Raw genomic sequence first — 22,332 nt, 5'->3', positions numbered from 1 at the left:
TTATCGATGTGATCTACATCACGTGCCGTGGATTCTGCTGGTAAGTACTGGTAGTCGAAGTCGGCGGCACCAGGAGAACGAAGAAACACCATGAACACTTCGGATTGCCAGGCCATGACTGTCACGTCTGGTGCTCGCGCTCATAGGCGATCGCGTGTTGCTGCGACCGCGACCGCCTTCGCTGCGGTTGCTCTGTTGCCTGTCGTCTGGCCGGGCGTGGCCTCCGCGTCACCGTCGCCGAGGAACGCGGTCTGCGACGGGCCGATCGACTACCACTTCAGTCCGCCACTGACGAACACCTTGCGAACGACAACGATCACCTGGTCGGGTAACTATTCCTGCAACTCGGTGGTGCTGTTGCCGCCGAGCCTGCGGGCCTTCAACGGCACCTATGGCGGCTCGGCCACCATCGAAACCAGCTGCCTGCAACTGAAGACGCAGCAGATCGTGCAACAGGCCGTCACCGAACATGACACGTGGTTCGATCCCGGCCCGGGTGGCCCGGACGGTACGAGCACGCTTACCGGCCTCGTGTCGACGGTGCCTCGTGAGGACGGCACCAGGGCCTTCACCTGGACCGGCACCGTTACCGGCGGAAGTTGGTTCGCGAACCAGCACTACACCGGCGTCGGTGAATACACCTCCCTCTTCAGTGGCGATGTCTGCCTGCTCGGCGGCGCCAGCGAAGCCCACGGCACGTCCACGCTGGAGGTCCTGCCGCTCTGAGGAATTGGTCGAGTAATCGAGCGGGTCCGTCGAAGTCGCATACTCGGCGGACCCGTCTCGTGTCTTCACCTGGCTGCGCGCTTGCCTTTCGTCTTCGCCGGCAGCGGATGCTGCCAGCGAAGACCGGGGAACCGAGCGAAACCACGGTCACACGTGACCAATTCACTGCCGGACTCGATGGCCAACGCGGCGTGGTACGCGTCGGCAACATCATTGGCTCTGGCGTCCATCGCGCGGCATAGGTCCGCGAAGATCTCGTAGTGGCGAGGCCCGGGACGTACAGGCCGGGAATTCGGTGCGCCGAGCAGGATTTCGGTGAATTCGAGGGCCTGGTCCGGTGGTGTCGGCGTCCGGAAGATGCGCGGGTTGGTCACTACCCGAACGAATCCGCTGAGCACCAGTTCGCTCAGTGCGAAGGTGGCGGGCCCGTTCACCAGTGTGGTCAGCCACGCATGGACGTCAGAGTGGTCGGGCGACTCGACTCGGTAGGCATAGACCAGGACATTGACGTCAGGTAGCAGCATCGGTCAGTGCCGATCGCAGCCGCGCGTCGTCCTCCTCGTAGTCGGCGTCTCGGACGGTCTTCCAGTCGCCGAAGTTGACGCCGACCTGGAGTCCGTCGCCACCGTAGGTGGGTAGGGCGATGTCCATCTTGGCCGTGTCACGCTCGGTGAGTTCTTCGAGCAACATGCGCAACGCCTCCTCGATAAGACTGGTCAGGGTCCGGCCATCCCGCGCCGCCCGTTGTTTGGCGGCGCGAAGCAGCGCATCGTCCAGATCAAGGGTGGTCCGCATGCAGAGAACTGTACCCCCTCATGCAGATTTCTGCATAGAGTTCTGGACGAAGTCGCGCCCCTCGCGATGCGTGCGGCGTGCGCGCAGCAGGGCGTGCGCGGTGAAGATGGCCAGGGCCGTCCAGATGAGGGCGAAACCCGCCCAGCGGGATGCGGGCATGGGTTCGTGCGCCACGGCCACGCCCCAGGCCATCTGGAGGGCGGGGGTGAGGTACTGGAGCAGGCCCATGGTGGACAGCGGAACCCGTTGCGCGGCAACGGCGAACAGCAGCAGCGGGACCAGCGTGACCGGGCCGGTGGCCAGCATCAGCGCGGCATGCCCTGCGCTGGAACCGAATTCGCTGCGGCCGGTGACCGCGAGCACGATGACGAAGGCGAGCGCGAACGGCGCGGCGACCACCCCCTCGGCGGCGATGCCGCGCAACGCGTCCAGCGGGATCACCTTCTTCACCAGGCCGTACGTCGCGAACGAGCAGGCAAGTATCAGCGCGATGACCGGCGGCCTGCCGTAGTCGACGGTGAGCACCGCCACCGCGGCGGCGCCGAGCCCGAGCGCGGCCCACTGCGCCTTCGCCAGTCGCTCGCGGAAGATCAGCACGCCGAACGCGACGGTGACGAGCGGGTTGATGAAGTACCCCAGCGCGCACTCCACGACATGTCCCGACGTGACGCCGTACACGTACACGCCCCAATTGATCGCGATCGCCGCCGACGCCACCGCGGCCAGCCGCCAGATCCGCGCGCCGATGCCACGCAGCTCGCGTAACCGTCCGGACACCATCAGCACCGCGAGCACCACCAGCAACGTCCACAGGATGCGCTGCGCGACCACCTCCGCCGCACTGGCGAACGCCAGCAACCCGAAGAACGCGGGGAACAAACCCCAGAGGAAAAACGCGCTCATACCGAACGCAACACCCGGGATAGACCTGCTCCGCTGCACGCTTCCGACGCTACTTCTCACGTAGCCTTGCGGTCATGTCGACAACCGTGCAGGCTTCGCGCGCCACCGGACTCACCGCGGCGGAGGTCGAGCAACGTCGCCGCGACGGGCTCACCAACGATGTGCCGGATCGGGCCAGCCGCTCGGTCCGCGACATCGTCAAGGCGAACGTCTTCACCCGGATCAACGCCCTGCTCGGCGTGCTGTTCATCCTGGTGCTGGCCACCGGTTCGATCATCGACGGCATGTTCGGCCTGCTGATCATCGCGAACAGCGCGATCGGCATCATCCAGGAGGTCCGCGCCAAGCGCACCCTGGACAAGCTGGCCATCGTCAGCCAGACCAAGCCGACCGTGCGCCGTGATGGCAAGGCCGTCGAGGTGGCGCCGCGCGAGGTTGTCCTCGACGATCTGATCGAGCTCGGTCCCGGCGACCAGATCGTGGTCGACGGCGAGGTCGCCGAGGCCTCGCTGCTGGAGATCGACGAGTCGCTGCTCACCGGCGAGGCCGACCCGATGGACAAGCAGGTCGGCGCGGAGGTGATGTCGGGCAGCTACGTGGTCTCCGGCAGCGGCTGCTACCGCGCGACCAAGGTCGGCAAGGACGCCTACGCGGCCAAGCTGGCCGACGAGGCGAGCAAGTTCACGCTGGTGAAGTCGGAGCTGCGCAGCGGCATCGACACCATCCTGAAGGTGATCACCTACCTGCTGATTCCGGCCGGCCTGTTGAGCATCTACAACCAGCTGTTCTCCAGCAAGGAGTCGTGGCGGCCCGCGGTGAGCGGCATGGTCGCGGCGCTGGTGCCGATGGTGCCCGAGGGCCTGGTGCTGATGACCTCGGTCGCGTTCGCGGTCGGCGTGGTCCGGCTGGGGCGGCGGCAATGCCTGGTGCAGGAGCTGCCCGCCATCGAGGGCCTGGCCCGGGTGGACGTGGTCTGCGCGGACAAGACCGGCACGCTCACCGAGAACGGCATGCGCCTGTCCGACATCAAGACCCTGGAATCGTTCGAGGACAACGACGTTCGGCAGGCCCTGGCCGCGCTGGCGGCCGACGATCCACGTCCGAACGCGAGCGTGCAGGCCATCGCCGAGGCGTTGCCGGACAGCCCCGGCTGGCAGCGCACCGCGGTCGCGCCGTTCTCCTCGGCCAAGAAGTGGAGCGGCTGCTCCTACGGCGAGCACGGCGACTGGCTGCTCGGCGCGCCCGACGTGCTGCTCGACCCGAACTCCGAAGAGGCCAGGGTCGCAGAGGAACTCGGCTCCTCGGGGTTGCGCATCCTGCTGCTGGCCCGCAGCGATCGCCCGGTGGACGCCGCGGACGCGCCGGGCACGGTGCGCCCCGCCGCGCTGGTCGTGCTGGAACAGCGGGTCCGGCCGGACGCCAAGGAAACCCTCGAATACTTTGCCAGCCAGAATGTTTCGATCAAGGTGATCTCGGGCGACAACGCCGTCTCGGTCGGCGCGGTCGCCTCCTCGCTGGACCTCACCGGCGGTGATCACGCGGTCGACGCGCGCGAATTGCCGGACGACCGTGAGCAACTCGCCGATGTACTGGACCACGAGACCACCTTCGGCCGGGTCCGCCCGGACCAGAAGCGCGCCATGGTGGCCGCCCTGCAGTCGCGCGGCCACACCGTCGCGATGACCGGTGACGGCGTGAACGACGTGCTCGCCCTCAAGGACGCCGACATCGGCGTCGCGATGGGCGCGGGCAGCCCGGCCACCCGCGCGGTCGCGCAGATCGTGTTGCTGGACAACAAGTTCGCGACCCTGCCGTACGTGGTGGGGGAGGGCCGCCGGGTGATCGGCAACATCGAGCGGGTCTCGAATCTGTTCCTCACCAAGACCGTCTACTCGGTGCTGCTCGCCTTCCTGATCGGCATCGCGGGCATCGGCTCGCAGATCTTCGGCTACGACCCGATCGGTTATCCGTTCCTGCCGCGGCATGTCACGATCGCCGCCTGGTTCACCATCGGCATCCCGGCGTTCATCCTCTCGCTCGCGCCCAACAACGAGCGCGCCCGCAGCGGATTCGTCCGGCGCGTCATGCGATTGGCCATCCCGTCCGGTGTGGTGATCGGCGTCGCCACCTTCGTCGCCTACCTGATCGCCTACTCCGGTCCCGACGCCACCGCGCAGCAGAAGGAGCAGGCAGGCACCACCGCGCTGATCACCTTGATCATGATCGCGGTGTGGGTGCTCGCCATCGTGGCCAGGCCGTATGTGTGGTGGAAGGTGGTGCTGATCGGGGCCTCGGTGGCCGCGTACGTCATCCTGTTCACCGTCCCGTTCACCCGGCACTTCTTCAAGCTGGATCCGTCGGACGTGGGGCTCACCACGGCCGCATTCATTTGCGGCGCTGTCGGAATCGTGCTGGTCGAGGTCGCGTGGTGGGTCAGCGCGAAGCTGCTCGGTGAGCAGGGGAAGCTGTTCCCGACCGTGAATAACGGCGATTCCTGACAAACTGGACATCTGACCCGGCGCGCCGCGAGAAGCCTTGTGCGAAGCGACCATTCAGTGTTGGAGTACCTTCTCCGAATATGGAGGTACTGCTGCACCAGATCGACGCGTTTGCCGACGCACCGTTCTCGGGCAACCCAGCCGCGGTGATGCCGCTCTCGTCGTGGCTCCCGGATTCGTTGCTGCAACACCTGGCCGAGGAGAACAACCTCGCCGAAACCGCCTTCTACACCACGGAATTACCGCCGGAGGCCGGTGCGCCTCCGGGAGACTGGCCCGCGTTCCACCTGCGCTGGTTCACGCCCACGGTGGAGGTGGACATGTGCGGGCACGCCACGGTAGCCAGTGCCGCACAGATTTTGGAGGACATGCATCCCGGCGCCGACCGGGTGAGCTTCTTCACCCGCAGCGGTTGGCTGCACGTGGACCGCACCGACGACGACGAATTCGTGCTCGATCTGCCCGCGGTGCCGTCCACCGAGACCGAACCTGATCTGGTGCTCGTCGCCGCGCTCGGCGTGAGCGCCGTGCGCGCCTTCACCGGCACCGACGAGGTGATCGTGGTGGCCAGCGAACAGGAAGTCCGCGACGCTGTACCGATTTTCACCGCGTTCCCGCCGTTGCCGCGTGGCGTGATCGTCACCGCTCCCGGCGAGAGTGCCGATTTCGTGTCGCGATTCTTCGCGCCGGGTGTCGGCGTGCTGGAGGACCCGGTCACCGGATCGGCGCACGCCCAACTGGTTCCGCTGTGGGCGCGTGAGCTCGGCCGGACCGAGCTCAGCGCCCGCCAGCTCTCCCGGCGCGGCGGCAGCCTGCGCTGTGAGCTCGCCGGTGACCGGGTGCTGCTCGTCGGTCGGTGCCGCCGGTACCTCGATGGGGTTGTCCAGCTGCCGGATTGATCCGAGCATTCGCGACTCGTGTACGCGGCCAACAGGACTCGCGCTGCCCATAGCGCCGACGAAACGTGGCCGCGCCGCCGAGTCGTGCGCTGTCACCACGGCGAATCATTGATCCGCCGTGGTGATCGCAGGCCTCTGCCGGGATGAAGTGGGGATGAATCATCCCGGCGGAGGTCTGTCCCCACTGACGCGCATCCTTTGGTTTCCCGCGCACGAATCAGCCAGCGAATTCGTGCGCGGCAGGAGAACTGGTGCGCCGCGTGGGCGTCACTGCTCCGGGACCGGGCCGTCGTTCGGTCCGGGGAGGACGACGTCGAGTTGGTCGGGGAGTAGCGGTACGACGCCGAATCGACCGGCTACGGCATCGGCGGGCAGTGCCTGCACCGCGCGGATTCCGTTCCGGGAGGCCAGGTTTCGGAGGCCGTCGAGTGGGCCGCGGACAACGAGTCCGACGGTGCAGGCGCAGCCTGCGCGAAGACGGGCGGCCGAGAGAGCGGTGATGCGGGTGCCGCGTTCGTCGGGTGCGGTTCGGGGGAGTAGCCATGCGGCCGACTCAGCGGAGGTAACCGCCGCCTCGTCGCCCGCCGGGACAGGGACCGAGACCAACGGGGTTTGCACCCTGGGAACCGGAACCTGGTACAGCACTTGCGATATCCGCATCCCACCGCTGTTCGGTGGGATCTGTTCCGGCACCAGGGGTTCGGCGAACGAGACCAGCGCCCAGTGCTCAGCACTGTCCGTGCCGTTGAGCGAATCATGAGCGCGCGCAAGATAATCCGCGACCCGCTCACCCTGCTCCGGGCCGAGTCGATCGGTGAACACCCCCGCCTTGCGCGGCGGATTCAGCACGCCGAGCAGCACGATGAAGACAACCAGCGCGACAGCCGCCGCCCCGAGGGCAATGCGCCCAAGGGGCGGCGTCCGCCGGTCAGGCATTGCGCAGGACGTCCAGCGCGTGCTTCAGATCGTCGGGGTACTCGCTGGTGATCTCCAGCCAGCGGCCGTCGGCCGGATGGTGGAAGCCGAGCGAACGGGCATGCAGCCATTGCCGTTCCAGGCCGAGGCGCTGCGCCAGCCGCGGGTCCGCGCCGTAGGTGAGGTCGCCGCAGCATGGGTGCCGGATCGCGGAGAAGTGCACCCGGATCTGGTGGGTGCGGCCGGTTTCCAGGTGGATGTCGAGCAGGCTGGCGGCCTGGAACGCCTCGACGGTGTCGTAGTGCGTGATGCTCGGACGTCCGTCGGCGGTCACCGCGAACTTCCAGTCGTTGCCGCGGGCCCGCCCGATCGGGGCGTCGATGGTGCCGCTGCTCGGGTCCGGATGTCCTTGCACCAGTGCGTGATACCGCTTGGCCACGGTGCGCTGCTTGAATGCCCGCTTCAGCACCGTGTAGGCGTGCTCGGACTGTGCGACCACCATCACCCCGGAGGTCCCGACATCGAGCCGGTGCACGATGCCCTGACGCTCGTGCGCGCCGGAGGTGGAGATGCGGTAGCCGGCCGCGGCCAGCCCGCCGATCACCGTCGGCCCGGTCCATCCGACGCCGGTGTGCGCCGCGACGCCGACCGGCTTGTCCACCGCGACGATGTCGTCGTCGGCGTAGAGGATCCGCATGCCCTCCACCGGCGCGACCTCGATCGAGAGCTCGCGCTTCGGTTCCGGGAAGATCACCTCGAGCCAGGCGCCCGCGGCGAGCCGATCGGACTTGCCCGCCGCGATGCCGTCGAGCTGCACCGAGCCCTCCTCGGCGAGCGCGGCGACCGCAGTGCGGGACAGGCCGAGCAGCCGGGACAGGCCCGCGTCCACCCGCATGCCGTCGAGCCCGTCGGGAACGGGCATGGTTCGTGTTTCCCTCATGCGGTGTTCCCTTCGACAGTGGTCTCGGTCGTGTCATCGGCGGTGTCGGGCTCGTCGCGCCCGGTGCGCGTCCCGTTCGGCTCGAAACCGAACACGGTCAGCACCACCAGCAGGATCGCGCCGCAGACGATCGACGAGTCCGCCACGTTGAACACCGGCCACCAGCCGATCGCGATGAAGTCGACCACATGTCCCTGCAGCGGCCCCGGCGCCCGGAACAGCCGGTCCACCAGGTTGCCCAGCGCGCCGCCGAGCACCATGCCGAGCCCGATCGCCCACCACAGCGACCGCAGCGTGCGCCCGATGCGCACCACGCCGATCACCACGGCCGCCGCGACCAAGGTCAGCAGCCAGGTCATGCCGGTCGCCATGGAGAAGGCCGCGCCCGGATTACGCACCAGGCTGAACCGCGCGAAGTCGCCGATGATCGACACCGGCTCGCCCGGCTTCAGGTTCGCCACCACGATGCATTTGGTGAGTAAGTCCAGGCCGAGCAGCACTCCGGCGATGATTAGTAGGGTCCGCAGCCGCTGTGGCGGACTCGCTGGTGTCGCCTCCTCGGCGGTATTCGCTGGGCTCTCCTCGGACGGCGGCTCTTCACTCACACGCACCATCATCTCTCGAGCTACCCGACACGTTGTGCGGTGGTCACCCGCAAGTCAAAGCTGACACTCAGGATCCGGTCGTACGCTGATGCTCGTGACGGTGTTGTCTTCCCCCCACATCCCCCGGTTCGCGCGGTCGGGTGTGCTGCTGATAGTGCTCGCGGTCGGCCTGACCGCGTTCGGAACCGGCTGCAGCGGTGGCACCGAGTCGCGCTCGGAGACCGACGGCACCGAGCCGCTCGGCATCGGCAAGCAAGTGACCGTGCCGATCCCGGCCGCGACCACCGTCCTCGTCTCGCCCGGCGCCGAGCCGCGCTCGATGCTGCACCGCGACTACCCGGCGGGCACGGTGCAGCAGGTGACGCTGCATACCTCGCACCGGATCGCGCAGCAGATCAACGATCAGCCCGCGCGCGACTTCTCCGCGCCCGCCCTGTCCATCCCGATGACCGCGCAGACCGACGCCGAGGGCATCGATCTGACGCTCGGCGCCGTCACCACGCCGGACCCGTCGCTGGCCAAGGCGCTCATCAAGACCGGCGGCTCGCATGCCGGATTCGACCTCAGCGATTTCGGCGCCATCACCGCACTGCGGCTCGAGCCGTCGCCGGACACCTCCAACCCGGCGCGGGCCGCGCTGGAGCAGGCCTTCTATCAAGCGGTCTACCGCTCGATCGCGTTCCCCGATCAGCCGGTCGGCGAGGGCGCGGTCTGGACGGTGCGGCAGGAGATCAGCGGCGGCGTCACCCTCGATCAGGTCACCACGGCGACGCTGACCAAACGCGACGGCGACCGGCTGACCATCGAGCTCGATGTCATCCAGCAGCCGAAGTCCGCGGTATGGAACCTGCCCAACAACGCGGGCAAGCTCGACATCCAGGACTACGTCATGCAGGGCAACGGCACCATCACCGTCGATCTCGGATTGCCGCTGCCGGTCGCCGGGTCCATCACCGTCGGCGGCCATCAGGGGTACCGCGACGCGCGCAGTGCGAGCGTGCTGCAGCAGACGATCGACACGCAGGTGTCGTGGACGGAGTGAGCCGCGGGTTCGGGCTGTTGCTGGCCGCCGCGAGCACCGCGCTCGTCGCGGCGTGCGGATCGTCGAAATCGGCGGCTCCCGCTTCGGCGGAACTACCGCCGCTCGGTCCGGCCGCGACCGCCGCACCGGTGACCGTCGCCCCGATCACCGATGCCGACCGGTTGCACGATCAGCTGCTGACCAGTACGAATCTGCCGCCGAACTTCACCATGCTGCCCACCCGGGTCGATGCGCCCGCCGGTGCGCAGGACTCGCCGACCGATCCCGCGGAATGCGCGAAAGTGCTTACGCCACTGAGTGCGCAGCGGCCGGGCTCGCTTGCCAAGGCAGCTGTTCAGTACTCGGGCCCGAATTTCTCCAGCGTCGATATCGATGCGGCGAGCTTCGCGAACGACGTAGTGGCGCCCGCGTTTTCGGAGGTACAGGCGACCTTGCGGCGCTGCACCCACTACTCCGGCAACGACGCCACCGGCATCGCGGTCGACTACCGGGTCGGTGGTCTCACCCCGCCGCAGGCCGGTGACGCGGCCACCGCGTTTCAGGTGCGCGCCACCAGTGACGGGCTGACGCTGTACTCCTCGGTCGCGATCGTGCAGGTGGGCAGCACGCTGGCGCAGGTGGCGGTGACCGCGCCGGAACCCGTCGAGGCCGGGGTGCTCAGCGATCTCACCGCCGCGCAGGTGCGTCGGCTGCAGGGTGTTCCCGGCCCGTGACGGGCTAGCCCGTCACCACCGAATCACCGACGACCCGAACGGTTTTCGCGGCCAGCGCCTTGGTGGCCGGGCCGTTGGAGACCGAGCCGTCCAGCTTGTACTTGCTGCCGTGGCACGGGCAGTTGATCGTGCCGTTGGCTACCGAGGCGACCGTGCAACCGGCGTGTGTGCAGGTCGCGGACAGGCCGACGAAGGTGCCTGCGCTCGGCTGCGTCACCACGGTGTCGCCGACGATCACGCCGCCGCCGACGGGGATGTCAGCGGTCTTGGCGAGTGCGTTGCCCGCGGGTTGGCCCGGGGCGGCCGGGGTGCCGGCCGGTGTGGGATTCGGTGCGGGAGCGGTGTTTTCCTTGCCGTAGGTGGTGCATGCGGTCAGTGCCGCAGCCGCGACAACGGCGCCAGCGCCCGCCGCGACCACACTGCGGCGGGTGAAAACCGATTCGTCGTTGGTCATGTAATGGATCTCCGATCAGAAGGTGAGGCCGTTGTGCTGGAAGAACCAGAGCGATGAGGTGAGCCAGAGGCCGGTCAGGCCGGCCAGCACCAGGCCGCCCGCGACCGGGATCACCCAGCCGGGCAACCCTTTTCGAGTGAGCAGCAGCATCTTGGCGACGAACGCGCCGTAGAAGAAACAGCCGAGCAGGGAATGCAGCAGCACTCGGGTGTCGTACTGCAGAAAACCGAAGGCGTACAGACAGTGCACCGCGACCGGGACGCTGACCAGCACGGCCAGCCTGCCCGACCAAACATGCGCGGTGCCGATCCAGGACGGGGCGCTGACCGGCAGCTTGCCGTACATCGCCAGCGCGGAGACGAATTGGAAGATGGCAAGTAAGAACGCAATGGTGGCCAGCCACGTCTTGACCGCCTGCGGGCTGGAGAATCCCGCGACATTGATCGAGAAGCCCGTTGGCTCATGCGTTTTGGCGTAGACGCCGAGTAGCACCGACACCGCCGCGCCGATCAGCACCGGGATCGCGATGGCCGCGACCGCCATTGCACTCGGCTGCGGCCGCCCGCCGGGCGGCGTCTCTCGATCAGCCGACACTGTCACCACCACTTACCTTGTTCGCAGTTATCTTCTTGCCGTTGACGATTGCCGTCGCGTCCGGACTCAGCCTCGGGGCCGGGGAGGTCGCACCGTCGGCGGCGCGCTGCACCCCGGTGACGTTGCCGTTGCCATCGACGATCCAGCTCTGCCGCGCACCACCCTCGCTGTAGACATAGAGTCCGGCGGGCGATTGCACTGGCGCGGCGGTGAATTCCCACTTCTTGGGGCCCAGCCACAACGTCCCGCCGACCACCTTGCCGTCGTAACGCCCATCCAGCCTGGCGTCGTTCTTCCCGGTCAGCTGCAGCGCGCCACCGGCCGCACTACCCTGCAACCACGACTCGACCGCCTTCCCATCACAGGCATAGGCAGTCGCTTTGTCCCCCTGGACAGTGATCGACAGCGTGATCGGCGCACCGGTCGCCAACGGAATTTTGCCGACGTAGTCCGCTTTCGATGGAAATAGCACCGGTGCGAGTGCGTTGCTCGTCGGTGGTGGGGCGGTAGTCGACGGTGCCACAACGGCACTACTCGTCACCACCGGCGTATTCGTTTTCGCCGCCGCCGGTTCGCTCTCTTTGGACATATTGACGACCAACAACACAATGCCGAGCACGGCCACCGCCGCCAGAGTGAGCCAAGGCCCAAAACGTTTCACAGGATCTCCTCAATATCCGACCGTCGGCAATCCGGCCGAAGCGATCCCCGAACGTCAGGCTGTACCGGCACCGCTCTTCGCAATGTCAACGGGACAGCCCACCCACTGGTTCAACTGGACATTCGCGACACCCAATTTTCGGCGTGTCGATCGAACGTGTCGCGCCACCCTGAATGTTCGGTTGGAGGGCTACCGTCGCAGCGTGAATTCTCTGACCATTCGTGAACTGGGCAATCGCACCGCGGAGGTTTTGCGACGTGTCGAAGGTGGTGAGGAGATCGAAATCCTGAAGGGTGGCCGCCCGGTCGCGAGGATTGTCCCGTTGGCTCGGCGGAGGCAGTGGATTTCGGCAGCGGAGATCGTCCAAGAGCTGGATCGGCTCGGCCCGGACGTCTCTGGTCAGCGCGAAGAGTTGCGAGAGGTGTTGCCAGGGACAACGGACGACCTGCGGTGGTGAGGACAGGCTAGGCGGCAGACCTGGGCCCGGAACGGTGGTTACGGGGCTGCTGTAGCGGCGAGGGCGCGGGCTTCGGGGATGGTCAGTTTTGTGCCTGCGGTGTGGGCCGCGGTGAAGGTGGCGCCAAGGGCTGCTCGGGTGGTGGTGGTTGGGCGGTCGATGTCGGGGCGTTCGGCGGGGAGTAGGGGGATGCCGTTGGTTTCGCGGACGGTGTGGGCGGCGCCGAGGAGTTGGGCGGCGGTGTCGAAGTGGCCGAGGGCGGCGGTGGCTGCGGAGAGGGCGGCTAGGGCGAAGGCGGTGTCGCGGGGGGCTTCGATGCGTTGGGCGCCGTCCAGGGCGGTGAGGGAGATGGCCAGTGCGGCGGCGGGATCGCGTTGTTCGAGGAGGTAGCCGAGTTCGACCTGGAGCATGGGGATGAACAGGGGTGTTTCCTCGCCATCGGTGGGGGTGAAGGCCAGTAGTTCGTGCAGGATGGGTTCGGCGACTTCGGGTTTGCCGTTGCGGCGGGCGGTGAAGGCGAGGACGACGGAGGCGAAGATGCGGCCGGGGCCGTAGCCGTGTTCGGCGGCGATGCGGATGGCTTGTTCGCCGAGGGCTTGGGCGCGGTCGAAGTCGGTGTGCTGCATGGTGATCCAGCCGAGCCAGCAGAGGTGGGTGCATACCTGGCCCCACAGCTCCAGATCCTGGGCCAAACCCAGTGCTTCCGTGTGGATGTCGGTGGCGTCGGCGAGGTCACCGGTCAATTCGGCGAGGCCACCCAACCATTCGGCGGCCTGTAGCCTGCCCCAGCGGTCGTCGATTTCGGCGAACAGCCGGGCGGCGGCGCGGGCGTGGTGTTCGAGCGCGGCCAGGTCGACGCGGCTGTGCGCGGACTTCGCCAAGGCGACGTGTCCGAGGGCGATGCCCCAGTGGTCGCCGAGTTGCTCGCATACCGGAAGTGCCTTGCGTACCAGGGTTTCCAGCTCGGCGACCTCGCCCGACTCGAGCGCGGAGAAGGCGAGGAACAGTTCGGCGCGGGCCCGGCCCGCCGGGTCGTCGACGGTGTCGTAGATCGCCGCTATCTCGCGCCGCCTGGTCGCGCCATCGATGAATTCGCCCTGCTGGAAGGTGAATCCGACCCGCCAGGCGAGTGCGGGTGCGCGCCAGCGCGCGGCCCCGCCCAGTGCCAGTGTGGCGTCGAACCAGCGTTGTGCCTCGGCCAGCCGTCCGCGGAGCAGCCAGTACCAGGCGAGTGCGTTGACCAGACGCAAGGCCTCGTCGGCGGCACCCGCTCGTACGAATCCGACCAGTGCGGCACGCAGATTCGCTGCCTCCGCATCGAGCCGACGCAACCAGCGCTGCTGATCAGCACCGTGCAGTTCGGGCGCGGCCTGCTCGGCCAGCGCCAGGTAGTACCGATGGTGCGCGCGGTGCACTCCCTCGAACTCGCCCGCCTCGGTCAGCCGATCCAGACTGAACGCCGCGACCGACTCCAGCAGTCGATACCGTCGGCCCGCGACCTGCACAAGCGACCGATCCACCAGTCGCGCAACAACATCGGCGACCGTGGACTCATCGAGCCGCACGCCCGTCGTGGCCTGGGCGCGCGAACCTTCGCCGATCCCCGCAAGGGAGTTCGGTTCGGGGGAACACCCGGCGGCAGGCGTCGCGTAATTCTCGAAACCAGCTGTGGCGCAGACGACTTCGGCGGCATCAAGCGTGCACCCACTCGCATGCACCGCCAGCCGTCGCAACACCGCCTGCTCGGTCTCGTCGAGCAGCTCCCAACTCCAGTCGATCATCGCGGTCAGCGTCTGCTGCCGCGGCGGCGCACCACGATGCCCGGTGGCGAGCAGCCGGAACCGATCATCGAGCCGGGCGACCATCTCGTGCACGCCGAGCGCGCGTACCCGGGTCGCCGCCAACTCCAGCGCGAGCGGGATACCGTCGAGCCTGCGGCACAGGGTCACGACCGGTTCGGCGGTAGCGGTATCGAGGACGAAATCACGGGCACTCGCCCGCGCACGGGTAACGAAAAGCTGTACCGCACTGGACTGTTCGAGCTCCGCCACCTCCGCATCCGGCGCGGGCACCGCGAGCGGCTCCACCGAGACAACGTCCTCGCCGGGCAGGCGCAACTGCTCGCGGCTGGTGGCCAGAATGTGCAACTTCGGTGCCGCACTGAGCAGTAATTCGGCGAGTTCGGCGGCATGCTCCACGACGTGTTCGCAATTGTCCAGGACCAGCAGCAATTCCTGCTCGGCAAGCACTTCACAGAGCAGATCGGTCGGATCGGCGCCGTCGGCAGCCCGGATGCCGAGCACCTGCGACACTGCGTCGACGAGGAACGTCGCGCCGTCGGCCGCGGTCGGCTGCAGCGGCGCCATCTCGACCAGCCAAGTGCCGTGCGGGAATCGGTCAGTCAACGCAGCCGCGGTCGCCAGCGCGAGCCGGGTCTTGCCGACGCCACCGGGACCGGTCAACGTGACGAGCCTAGCCTCGCCGACCGCGCGCTGCAGCTCGACGAGATCCGCCGCCCGGCCGATGAGTTCGGTGCGTTGGGCGGGAACATTGGAACTGCGCCGCCGGAGCACGGTTTCCGGCCTAGCGGCGAGTTCCAGCTCCTGACCGAGGATCGACCATTGCAGCGCAACCAGTTCGGGACTCGGATCGAGACCGAGCTCATCGGCCAGTTGCCTGCGCAGCTCCTCATAACTGTCCAGCGCCTCGGCTTGTCGCCCCGCACCGTACAGCGCCCGCAGCTGAGCGGCCCGAAGCCGTTCGCGCAGTGGATGTTCGGTGACCGCGGTGGCGAGTTCACTGGCAACATCGCGGTATTCGCCCAGCGACAGCCGCGCCTCGGCCAACTCCTCCACCGCGACGAGTCGCTGCTCTTCCAACTGCGCGATGGCCGGTTGCGCGAACACGGCATCACGGAAATCCGCGAACGCGGGCCCACGCCACAGACCGAGCGCTTCGCTCAATACCTGGGCTCGCTCCTTGGGGTCGGTCTCCGCACGTGCGGTCGCGATCAGCGCACGGAACCGCAGCGAATCGAGATCGATGCTCGCAAGCCGATACCCGGGCGGCGGTGAGACCACCAGGTCGCGCCCACCGGCCTCCGCGTCTTCCAACGCCCGCCGCAGCTGAGACGCCTTGGCGGCCAGCGTGCCCGCCGGATTACCGGGCGGATCCTCGGCCCAGATGTCATCGATGAGCCGATCACCCGACACCGGTTGCCCGGCGTTGACCAGCAGATCCGCCAGAAACGCCCGCACCTTGGTGCCGGGGATCGGTACGGGAGTACCGGAATCCGTCCAGACCGCCAACGGACCGAGCACACCGAAACGCATACCGGCAGCTTAGCGACGGCCCTGCTCAGCGGAAACGCATCGTAAACAAACCGGAAGGTGCCCCGGCCACAGTTGGTGACAACGCGGAAATCAACCCACCGAAAAGAGCCCGGACATGAAACTCACCACCGTCTTCGCCATCGCCGCCCTGGCCGCGACCGCTTTGCTGACCGGCTGCGGTGCCACCGGCCACACCAGCAAGCCCGGCGCCTACGCCGACGTGAACGGCCTGCACATGTACTACGAGGTGCACGGCGCCCCGACCGACCAGCCCCCGCTGCTCCTGCTGCACGGCGCGCTGTCCGGCATCGGCACCGACTTCGGCCAGCTCATCCCGGAACTGTCCAAGACTCGTCAGGTCATCGCCGTGGAACAGCAGGCGCACGGCCACACCGCCGACATCGACCGCCCGCTGCGCACCCCGCAGATGGCCGAGGACACCGTGGCCCTGCTGCGCACCCTCGGCGTCCAGCGCGCGGACATCCTCGGCTATAGCATGGGTGCCGGTGTCGCCCTGCAGATTTCGCTCACCCACCCGGAATTGGTGCGCAAGCAGATCCTGGCTGCGGGCGGTCTCGACGCCTCCGCGATGCAGCCCGGTCTGCTGGACGGTCTGGCCGAGCTGCAGCCAGAACAGCTATATGGCACACCCTTCCACAATGACTATCTGACGAACGCCCCTCGCCCCGAGGACTTCCCGCGCCTGGTCGCCCGGGTAACCGAACACGATCAGCACGCGAGCCCTGTGTTCGCGGCCGACGCGGTGCGCCAGATCAAGGCGCCCACGCTGACCGTGATCGGCGATGCCGACATCATCCGGCCTGAGCACGCGGTCGAGATGTTCCGGCTGTTCGGCGGCGGCGTCATGGGCGACACCCCGGCCGGCCTGCCGAACGCGCAACTGGCCATCCTGCCCGGCACCTCGCACATCACCCTGGTGCACCGTCCGGAACTGCTGCTGCCGATGATCCCGGCCTTCCTCGACGCGCCCGTCCGATGACCGACCCGAACCGGTTGCGGGTGGCGCTGATCGTCGGCAGCACCCGCACCGGACGGTTCGGCCCCACCGTCGCCGACTGGTTCGCCGGCCGACTCCGCCGCCGCGCCCTCGACCTCGATCGCATCGACCTCGCGACCGCGCAGCTGCCCGACCAACTGGCCGGCCACGACGAGCCACCGCCCGTACCGGTACGAGAGCTCGGCGAAAGACTGTCCGCCGCCGACGCTTTCGTCGTGGTCACCCCCGAATACAACCGCAGCTTCCCCGCCGCGGTGAAGAACGCCATCGACTGGTTCGACACCGAATGGGCCGCCAAGCCCGTCACAATCGTCGGCTACGGCAGCGACACCGACGGCGGCCATGCCGCAGCCCAGTTGCGCCAGGTCTTCGCCGAACTGAACGCCGTCCCGATCCGTCGCACCCTCACCATCACGAAAACCTGGCAGCGCTTCGCCGCCGACGGCACCTGGCCCCGCCGCGACCCTGACCTGGACGAATCCGTCAACGCCCTACTGGACCAACTCGTGTGGTGGGCCACCGCCCTGCACACCGCCCGCGCCACCACCCCGTTCGTGCCCTAGCTCGGCGGCAGACCCGGCCCCCCTCAACGCTGCGGTGGCCAGGTCCGCCGCTCTGGGGTTACCCCCGGGCGATCGCCTCGGAAACCTCGGATTCGATCGGGGTGATCTTGCGGCGCTGTGGATTTCAGCAGGTTTGGTGGGCGGGCGGCATGCGATGCGCCAAGAGGAATCGCATCAGGTTTCGCTGCATTTCGATGCCGTGATCCTGCTGCATCAGCCACGCGCCGATCCCGTGCTCGGCGAGCAGCGGTGTAGTGAACTGTGCGAGTTCGCATCCCCGGGGGCTGGCGTAATGCTCGACGATGAGCGGGTTCGGTATGCCCCGCCCGAGATCGAGAACCTGTACCTCGGTCGGCAGCGTCGGTACGGAACCCGGATCGGCGAGATTGTCGGCCGCGCGCCACTGGGCGAGGTTGGCTCGGCCGATGACGATGGTGCTGATCTCATCGAAAAGGGTCTGCAGGAAGTAGGTCGGCATCGGGCGGACTCGTGGGCCCATCGCGTCGATGATGACCTCGCCTTCGGGCTTGCTCAGATACGGCGCGCCCGCCATCGGGGCGATCGCCGCGTACAGGTCGGGGTACGTGGCACCGAGATTGGTGGTCATGGCGCCGCCCGCCGAGTATCCACCCAGGTAGACGCGCGAGCGATCGAGCTGGAATTCATCGATCAGCGCGGTGGTGATGCCCGCGATGATGGACGGCTCGCCTTCACCACGCTGCTGGTTCCCGGCTTTGTCCCAGTTCCAGCACAGCTCCTTGTTCGCCGCCGGATCCTGCAGCGGGTAGGCGAGCACGAAACCCATTTCGTCGGCGACCGTGGTGAGCGAGAAGCCGGTCGGCTCCGGATGGTCGATCGGATCGTCACAGCCGTGCAGGTACACCATCAGCGGCTTGCCCGCGGCGTCTCCTGGTGGCAGATGCAGGTAGTAGCAGCGGGTGCCCGCACCATTGGTGAAGCAGCGCTTGTCGATCTGGGCTTGCGCGCCCGGCGCGCCGGACAGCAGGCAGGCGGCGATCAGCAGAAAGGAGCCGAGGACGGCGGAGAGGCGAAGCGCGGTGACTCGCACACCGCGAGCGTAGACCACGCGCCGAGCTCTGCACATGCCCTCGATTCCCTGGGCGACGGACCCGTCCCCTCATCGCCATTACGGGTGGCCGGGTCCGTCGCGGGGGCGGGGGCTACCCGCGGGCGATGGCCTCGAAAACCTTGGGATCGACCAAGGTCGAGGTATCGCCCAGCTCGCGGCCTTCGGCGATGTCACGGAGCAGGCGGCGCATGATCTTGCCGCTGCGCGTTTTCGGCAGCTCCGGGACGAGATGGATCTCGCGTGGCCGGGCAATGGGGCTGATCTCGTGCGACACCGCCGCTTTGAGTTCTTTGACGAGCGGGTCGCCGCTGTTCGTCGCGCCCGCGGTGAGGATGACGAAGGCGACGATGGCCTGGCCGGTGGTGTCGTCGCTGGCGCCGACGACCGCCGCCTCGGCGACCGCGGCATGCCCGACGAGCGCGGATTCGACCTCGGCGGTGGAGATGCGGTGGCCGGACACGTTCATCACATCGTCGACCCGGCCGAGCACCCAGAGGTCGCCGTCGTCGTCGAGCTTGGCGCCGTCACCGGCGAAATACCAACCGGCGGCGGCGAATCGGTCCCAGTAGGTCTCGCGGAAGCGCTGCGGGTCGCCCCAGATGCCGCGCAGCATCGACGGCCACGGCTGGTCCAGCACCAGCAATCCCGCTGTGCCGTTATCGAGTTCGGTGCCGTCGTCATCGATCACCTTGGCCGAGATGCCGGGCAGTGCGGCCATCGCGGCACCGGGCTTGGTCGCGGTGACGCCCGGCAGCGGGGAGATCATGATGGCACCGGTTTCGGTCTGCCACCAGGTGTCCACGATCGGAGTGCGGTTGCCGCCGATGACTTCTCGGTACCAGCGCCAGGCTTCGGGGTTGATCGGCTCGCCGACGCTGCCGAGCAGTCGCAGCGAGGACAGGTCGTGGGCGTCGGGGATCTCGCGGCCCCACTTCATGAAGGTCCGAACCAGGGTCGGCGCCGTGTAATAGATGGTGACGCCGTACTTTTCGATGATCTGGAAATGCCGGTGCTCGTCCGGGGAGTTGGGCGTGCCCTCGTAGACCACCTGGGTGGCTCGATTGGCGAGCGGTCCGTAGACGATATAGCTGTGCCCGGTGACCCAGCCGATGTCGGCGGTGCACCAGTAAACGTCTTGTCCCGCTTTGTGATCGAAGACGTTGTGATGGGTGTAGGCGGCCTGGGTGAGATATCCGCCAGAAGTGTGCAGGATGCCCTTGGGCTTTCCGGTGGTGCCGGAGGTGTAGAGGATGAACAGCGGATGCTCGGCGTCGAACGCCTGCGCCTCGTGTTCCGGCGAGGCATCGGTGACGGTGTCATGCCACCACAGGTCCCGGCCCTCGGTCCACGGCACGTCGATGTTGGTGCGCCGCACCACGAGTACATGCTCGACGGTCGATCGCGCGCCGCCCAGCGCCTCGTCCACGGCCGCCTTGAGCGGCACCGCCGTGCCGCGCCGCCACTGCCCATCGGTGGTGATCACCAGCCGCGCCCCCGCGTCGTCCACCCGCTGGCGCAGGGCGGTGGGGGAGAAGCCGGCGAACACCACCGAATGGGTCAGCCCGAGCCGGGCGCAGGCGAGCATCGACACGATGGCCTCGGGCACCATCGGCAGATAGATGGCGACCCGATCACCCGCCCGCAACCCCAGCTCGGTCAGATAGTTTGCCGCCCTTGATACCTCGTCACGAAGTTCGCTATAGGTGATATCGCGTGAGTCGCCGGGCTCGCCCTCCCAGTGAATGGCGATCTGGTCACCGTGCCCGTCCAGCACGTGCCGGTCGACGCAGTTGTAGGCGACATTGAGCTTGCCGCCGACGAACCACTGCGCGACCGGCGCGTCGCTCCAGTCCAGCACCTGCGACCACGGCTGTTCCCAGTACAGCCGTCGCGCCTGCTCGGCCCAGAACGCCAACCGATCGGCCGCCGCCAGGTCGTACAGTCCCGCATCGGCATTCGCCGTCGCGGCGAAGGAATCGCCGGGGCGGTAGGACGCCGGTGCGGTGGTGTCGCGGGGATCGGTGGTTGCGCTGGTCACGCGATATCTCCTATCGAGAGAACAAGGGGGACAACAACTATCGGTCAGTGGGTCAGTGCACGACCGCCTTCTCGGCGCCGACGCCGGTCAGCGAGCGGACCTCCATCTCGGCCTGCTTGGCCGGGTTCTCGTCGGCCTTGCCGAGGAACGTCCCGACCACACCGAGCACGAAAGCCAGTGGAATGGAGACGATTCCGGGGTTGGACAGCGGGAACCAGTCGAAATCGGAGCCGGGCAGCATCGAGGTCGCGGTACCCGACACGGCCGGGGAGAACACGATCAGCACGATGGTCGAGATCAGGCCGCCGTACATGCTGAACAGCGCGCCGGTGGTGTTGAACCGCTTCCAGAACAGCGAGTACAGGATCGTCGGCAGGTTCGCCGCCGCCGCCACCGCGAACGCCAGCGCGACCAGGAACGCGATGTTCTGCCCGTTGGCCAGGATGCCGAGGCCGATCGCGATCAAGCCGATCACCACCGCGGTGATGCGGGACACCCGCACCTGCTTGGCGTCATCGACCTTGCCGCGCTTGATGACTCCGGCGTAGATGTCGTGCGCGAACGAGGTCGCCGCGGTGATGGTGAGCCCGGCGACCACCGCGAGGATGGTGGCGAAGGCGACCGCGGAGATGACGCCGAGCAGCACCACACCGCCGAGCTCGAACGCGAGCAGCGGTGCCGCGGAGTTCTGTCCGCCCGCCGCGCCCAGGATCCGATCCGGTCCGACGATCGCGGCGGCGCCGTAGCCGAGCACCAGCGTGAACAGGTAGAACGCGCCGATCAGCCCGATCGCCCACACAACTGATCGGCGCGCCTCCTTCGCGGTCGGCACGGTGTAGAAGCGCATCAGCACGTGCGGGAGACCCGCGGTGCCGAGCACCAGCGCCAAACCGAGAGACAGGAAGTTCAGTTTCGAGGTGGCGTTGGCGCCGTACTGCGCACCGGGCGCGAGCACGTCGCGGGCGGCCACGCCCTTGGCCTTCGACCCGGTCACATGCTCCTGGGCCGAGCCGAGAATGTCGGACAGGTTGAAGCCGAACTTGGCGAACACCATCACCGTCATCAGCGCCGCGCCTGCGATCAGCAGCACGGCCTTGATGATCTGCACCCATGTGGTGCCCTTCATGCCGCCGACCAGCACGTACACGATCATCAGCACGCCGACCACGGCGATCACGATGGACTGCCCGGTCTTGTCGGAGATGTCGAGCAGCAGCGCGACCAGGCCACCGGCGCCGGCCATCTGCGCGAGCAGATAGAACAGCGACACCGCGAGGGTGGTCAACGCCGCCGCGGTGCGTACCGGGCCCTGCTTGAGCCGGAAGCTCAGCACATCGGCCATGGTGAATTTGCCGGTGTTCCTGAGCATTTCGGCGACCAGCAGCAGCGCGACCAGCCAGGCCACCAGGAACCCGATGGAGTACAGGAACCCGTCGTAGCCGTACACCGCGATGGCGCCCGCGATGCCGAGAAAGCTTGCGGCGGAAAGATAGTCGCCCGCGATGGCGATGCCGTTCTGCGGGCCGGAGAAGCCGCGGCCGCCGGTGAAGAAGTCGGCGGCGGTGGCGTTGTTACGACTGGCCCGGACGACCACGACCATGGTGATCGCGACGAAAACCGCGAAGATGGCGATATTGGCCGTCGGGTTGCCGACGGTCGTAGCGGCCGCGTAGGTACTGACGTTGGTCACGCGTGGCCTCCCTCGAGCTTGCTGCGGATGGCCGCCGCGCGTGGATCCAGTTCCCGGTTGGCGAACCGGACGTAGAGCGCGGTGATGGCGAAGGTGGACACGAACTGGCCCAGGCCGAGCAGCAATCCGAGGTTGATGTTGCCGAAGACCTTGTGCGCCATGAAGTCATGCGCGTAGGCGCCGAGCAGCACATAGCTGAGGTACCAGACCAGGAACAGGGCAGTCATCGGAAACACGAAGCGGCGCAGGCGCGTTCGTAATTCTTGAAAGTCCGGGCCGGCCTGCACGTCGATGAATTCTTCTGCACTCGGCGTGCGCCGTGGGGCGGTGCCGTCGAGTTCGGTACTGGTCATGGGCGTCCTAGCTTGTGACATGGCTTACTTGCAGAGCACCGTAGCC

Annotated in this window: 22 protein-coding genes; 8 read left to right on the top strand and 14 right to left on the bottom strand. The window is 67.6% G+C overall.

Going from position 1 to position 22,332, the window contains the following annotated elements; genetic code table 11:
- The first annotated feature begins 195 nt into the window (after window positions 1–195).
- The gene (locus ACFWF1_RS27715; RefSeq protein ID WP_379287151.1) at window positions 196–726 is read left to right on the top strand and encodes a hypothetical protein; all 531 of its coding nucleotides are present in this window, start codon (window positions 196–198) and stop codon (window positions 724–726) included.
- A gap of 65 nt (window positions 727–791) precedes the next feature.
- On the opposite strand, the gene ACFWF1_RS27710 is transcribed toward ACFWF1_RS27715, so the two are convergent.
- From ACFWF1_RS27710 to rarD, 3 genes are read right to left on the bottom strand one after another with little or no spacing between them, the layout of a single operon-like run.
- Window positions 792–1,250: a type II toxin-antitoxin system VapC family toxin gene (locus ACFWF1_RS27710; RefSeq protein ID WP_379287153.1), complete on the bottom strand. Its 459-nt coding sequence runs from the start codon at window positions 1,248–1,250 to the stop codon at window positions 792–794.
- Entirely contained in the window at window positions 1,237–1,521 is a 285-nt protein-coding gene (locus tag ACFWF1_RS27705; RefSeq protein WP_379287155.1) for a type II toxin-antitoxin system VapB family antitoxin, read from the bottom strand. Before ACFWF1_RS27705 ends, ACFWF1_RS27710 begins: the two co-directional genes overlap by 14 nt.
- An 18-nt stretch (window positions 1,522–1,539) precedes the next feature.
- Window positions 1,540–2,463, bottom strand: a complete 924-nt coding sequence (rarD, locus tag ACFWF1_RS27700) for an EamA family transporter RarD (protein WP_379287157.1) — start codon at window positions 2,461–2,463, stop codon at window positions 1,540–1,542.
- A gap of 35 nt (window positions 2,464–2,498) precedes the next feature.
- On the opposite strand from rarD, the gene ACFWF1_RS27695 reads away from it, so the two are divergent.
- Window positions 2,499–4,922, top strand: coding sequence for an HAD-IC family P-type ATPase (locus ACFWF1_RS27695; protein ID WP_379287159.1), 2,424 nt, complete (start codon window positions 2,499–2,501; stop codon window positions 4,920–4,922).
- Between the two features lie 80 nt (window positions 4,923–5,002).
- On the top strand, window positions 5,003–5,821 hold the full coding sequence (locus ACFWF1_RS27690; RefSeq protein ID WP_379287161.1) for a PhzF family phenazine biosynthesis protein: 819 nt from the start codon (window positions 5,003–5,005) through the stop codon (window positions 5,819–5,821).
- A gap of 267 nt (window positions 5,822–6,088) precedes the next feature.
- Here the strand turns inward: ACFWF1_RS27690 and ACFWF1_RS27685 are convergent, their stop codons facing one another.
- From ACFWF1_RS27685 to lspA, 3 genes are read right to left on the bottom strand one after another with little or no spacing between them, the layout of a single operon-like run.
- Window positions 6,089–6,757, bottom strand: a complete 669-nt coding sequence (locus ACFWF1_RS27685) for a hypothetical protein (protein WP_379287163.1) — start codon at window positions 6,755–6,757, stop codon at window positions 6,089–6,091.
- Window positions 6,750–7,676 carry an RluA family pseudouridine synthase gene (locus ACFWF1_RS27680; protein WP_379287164.1) on the bottom strand — a complete coding sequence of 309 codons (927 nt, stop codon included), beginning with the start codon at window positions 7,674–7,676 and terminating at the stop codon, window positions 6,750–6,752. Before ACFWF1_RS27680 ends, ACFWF1_RS27685 begins: the two co-directional genes overlap by 8 nt.
- Window positions 7,673–8,293 carry a signal peptidase II gene (gene lspA / locus ACFWF1_RS27675; RefSeq protein ID WP_379287166.1) on the bottom strand — a complete coding sequence of 207 codons (621 nt, stop codon included), beginning with the start codon at window positions 8,291–8,293 and terminating at the stop codon, window positions 7,673–7,675. Before lspA ends, ACFWF1_RS27680 begins: the two co-directional genes overlap by 4 nt.
- Window positions 8,294–8,369: 76 nt before the next feature.
- Here lspA and ACFWF1_RS27670 point away from each other — a divergent pair, with 76 nt between their 5' ends.
- Window positions 8,370–9,323 carry a hypothetical protein gene (locus ACFWF1_RS27670; protein ID WP_379287167.1) on the top strand — a complete coding sequence of 318 codons (954 nt, stop codon included), beginning with the start codon at window positions 8,370–8,372 and terminating at the stop codon, window positions 9,321–9,323.
- Window positions 9,311–10,036, top strand: coding sequence for a hypothetical protein (locus ACFWF1_RS27665; protein ID WP_379287168.1), 726 nt, complete (start codon window positions 9,311–9,313; stop codon window positions 10,034–10,036). The genes ACFWF1_RS27670 and ACFWF1_RS27665 overlap by 13 nt, the downstream gene beginning before the upstream one ends.
- A gap of 4 nt (window positions 10,037–10,040) precedes the next feature.
- Here ACFWF1_RS27665 and ACFWF1_RS27660 read toward each other — a convergent pair whose 3' ends face one another.
- Genes ACFWF1_RS27660 through ACFWF1_RS27650 form a run of 3 tightly spaced genes read right to left on the bottom strand, consistent with a single transcriptional unit; the run spans window position 10,041 to window position 11,745 of the window.
- Window positions 10,041–10,490 carry a ubiquinol-cytochrome c reductase iron-sulfur subunit gene (locus tag ACFWF1_RS27660; RefSeq protein ID WP_379287169.1) on the bottom strand — a complete coding sequence of 150 codons (450 nt, stop codon included), beginning with the start codon at window positions 10,488–10,490 and terminating at the stop codon, window positions 10,041–10,043.
- Between the two features lie 15 nt (window positions 10,491–10,505).
- Window positions 10,506–11,033 (bottom strand): DUF6529 family protein, encoded by a 528-nt coding sequence (locus tag ACFWF1_RS27655; RefSeq protein ID WP_379287224.1) that lies wholly within the window; start codon window positions 11,031–11,033, stop codon window positions 10,506–10,508.
- Window positions 11,034–11,073: 40 nt separating this feature from the next.
- The gene (locus ACFWF1_RS27650) at window positions 11,074–11,745 is read right to left on the bottom strand and encodes a hypothetical protein (RefSeq protein WP_379287170.1); all 672 of its coding nucleotides are present in this window, start codon (window positions 11,743–11,745) and stop codon (window positions 11,074–11,076) included.
- A 202-nt stretch (window positions 11,746–11,947) separates the two neighbouring features.
- Here ACFWF1_RS27650 and ACFWF1_RS27645 point away from each other — a divergent pair, with 202 nt between their 5' ends.
- Window positions 11,948–12,202 (top strand): type II toxin-antitoxin system Phd/YefM family antitoxin, encoded by a 255-nt coding sequence (locus tag ACFWF1_RS27645; protein WP_379287172.1) that lies wholly within the window; start codon window positions 11,948–11,950, stop codon window positions 12,200–12,202.
- Window positions 12,203–12,240: 38 nt separating this feature from the next.
- On the opposite strand, the gene ACFWF1_RS27640 is transcribed toward ACFWF1_RS27645, so the two are convergent.
- Window positions 12,241–15,534 (bottom strand): BTAD domain-containing putative transcriptional regulator, encoded by a 3,294-nt coding sequence (locus ACFWF1_RS27640; RefSeq protein ID WP_379287174.1) that lies wholly within the window; start codon window positions 15,532–15,534, stop codon window positions 12,241–12,243.
- A gap of 115 nt (window positions 15,535–15,649) precedes the next feature.
- Here ACFWF1_RS27640 and ACFWF1_RS27635 point away from each other — a divergent pair, with 115 nt between their 5' ends.
- Entirely contained in the window at window positions 15,650–16,534 is an 885-nt protein-coding gene (locus tag ACFWF1_RS27635) for an alpha/beta fold hydrolase (RefSeq protein WP_379287176.1), read from the top strand.
- Window positions 16,531–17,115, top strand: coding sequence for an NADPH-dependent FMN reductase (locus ACFWF1_RS27630; RefSeq protein WP_379287178.1), 585 nt, complete (start codon window positions 16,531–16,533; stop codon window positions 17,113–17,115). The genes ACFWF1_RS27635 and ACFWF1_RS27630 overlap by 4 nt, the downstream gene beginning before the upstream one ends.
- Window positions 17,116–17,239: 124 nt before the next feature.
- Here ACFWF1_RS27630 and ACFWF1_RS27625 read toward each other — a convergent pair whose 3' ends face one another.
- The 4 genes from ACFWF1_RS27625 to ACFWF1_RS27610 all read right to left on the bottom strand — a co-directional run bounded on the left by ACFWF1_RS27625 (window position 17,240) and on the right by ACFWF1_RS27610 (window position 22,286).
- Window positions 17,240–18,184 carry an alpha/beta hydrolase family esterase gene (locus tag ACFWF1_RS27625; protein WP_379287180.1) on the bottom strand — a complete coding sequence of 315 codons (945 nt, stop codon included), beginning with the start codon at window positions 18,182–18,184 and terminating at the stop codon, window positions 17,240–17,242.
- Window positions 18,185–18,296: 112 nt separating this feature from the next.
- Window positions 18,297–20,243 carry an acetate--CoA ligase gene (acs, locus tag ACFWF1_RS27620; protein ID WP_379287181.1) on the bottom strand — a complete coding sequence of 649 codons (1,947 nt, stop codon included), beginning with the start codon at window positions 20,241–20,243 and terminating at the stop codon, window positions 18,297–18,299.
- A 52-nt stretch (window positions 20,244–20,295) separates the two neighbouring features.
- Window positions 20,296–21,933 carry a cation acetate symporter gene (locus ACFWF1_RS27615; protein WP_379287182.1) on the bottom strand — a complete coding sequence of 546 codons (1,638 nt, stop codon included), beginning with the start codon at window positions 21,931–21,933 and terminating at the stop codon, window positions 20,296–20,298.
- Window positions 21,930–22,286, bottom strand: a complete 357-nt coding sequence (locus ACFWF1_RS27610) for a DUF485 domain-containing protein (RefSeq protein ID WP_357391251.1) — start codon at window positions 22,284–22,286, stop codon at window positions 21,930–21,932. Before ACFWF1_RS27610 ends, ACFWF1_RS27615 begins: the two co-directional genes overlap by 4 nt.
- Window positions 22,287–22,332 lie beyond the last annotated feature (46 nt).

The organism is Nocardia sp. NPDC060255, from assembly GCF_042727395.1.
In the GTDB taxonomy this organism is placed as follows: Bacteria; Actinomycetota; Actinomycetes; order Mycobacteriales; family Mycobacteriaceae; genus Nocardia.
This window is presented reverse-complemented; position numbering and strand designations above follow the sequence as displayed.

Coding starts and splice junctions, on each gene's coding strand:
- ACFWF1_RS27610 (WP_357391251.1), bottom strand. CDS start 22,286: ATGACCAGTACCGAACTCGACGGCACCGCCCCACGGCGCACGCCGAGT.
- ACFWF1_RS27710 (WP_379287153.1), bottom strand. CDS start 1,250: ATGCTGCTACCTGACGTCAATGTCCTGGTCTATGCCTACCGAGTCGAG.
- ACFWF1_RS27690 (WP_379287161.1), top strand. CDS start 5,003: ATGGAGGTACTGCTGCACCAGATCGACGCGTTTGCCGACGCACCGTTC.
- ACFWF1_RS27655 (WP_379287224.1), bottom strand. CDS start 11,033: ATGGCGGTCGCGGCCATCGCGATCCCGGTGCTGATCGGCGCGGCGGTG.
- ACFWF1_RS27635 (WP_379287176.1), top strand. CDS start 15,650: ATGAAACTCACCACCGTCTTCGCCATCGCCGCCCTGGCCGCGACCGCT.
- ACFWF1_RS27685 (WP_379287163.1), bottom strand. CDS start 6,757: ATGCCTGACCGGCGGACGCCGCCCCTTGGGCGCATTGCCCTCGGGGCG.
- ACFWF1_RS27695 (WP_379287159.1), top strand. CDS start 2,499: ATGTCGACAACCGTGCAGGCTTCGCGCGCCACCGGACTCACCGCGGCG.
- ACFWF1_RS27705 (WP_379287155.1), bottom strand. CDS start 1,521: ATGCGGACCACCCTTGATCTGGACGATGCGCTGCTTCGCGCCGCCAAA.
- ACFWF1_RS27680 (WP_379287164.1), bottom strand. CDS start 7,676: ATGAGGGAAACACGAACCATGCCCGTTCCCGACGGGCTCGACGGCATG.
- ACFWF1_RS27660 (WP_379287169.1), bottom strand. CDS start 10,490: ATGACCAACGACGAATCGGTTTTCACCCGCCGCAGTGTGGTCGCGGCG.
- ACFWF1_RS27670 (WP_379287167.1), top strand. CDS start 8,370: ATGCTCGTGACGGTGTTGTCTTCCCCCCACATCCCCCGGTTCGCGCGG.
- lspA (WP_379287166.1), bottom strand. CDS start 8,293: ATGATGGTGCGTGTGAGTGAAGAGCCGCCGTCCGAGGAGAGCCCAGCG.
- ACFWF1_RS27630 (WP_379287178.1), top strand. CDS start 16,531: ATGACCGACCCGAACCGGTTGCGGGTGGCGCTGATCGTCGGCAGCACC.
- ACFWF1_RS27640 (WP_379287174.1), bottom strand. CDS start 15,534: ATGCGTTTCGGTGTGCTCGGTCCGTTGGCGGTCTGGACGGATTCCGGT.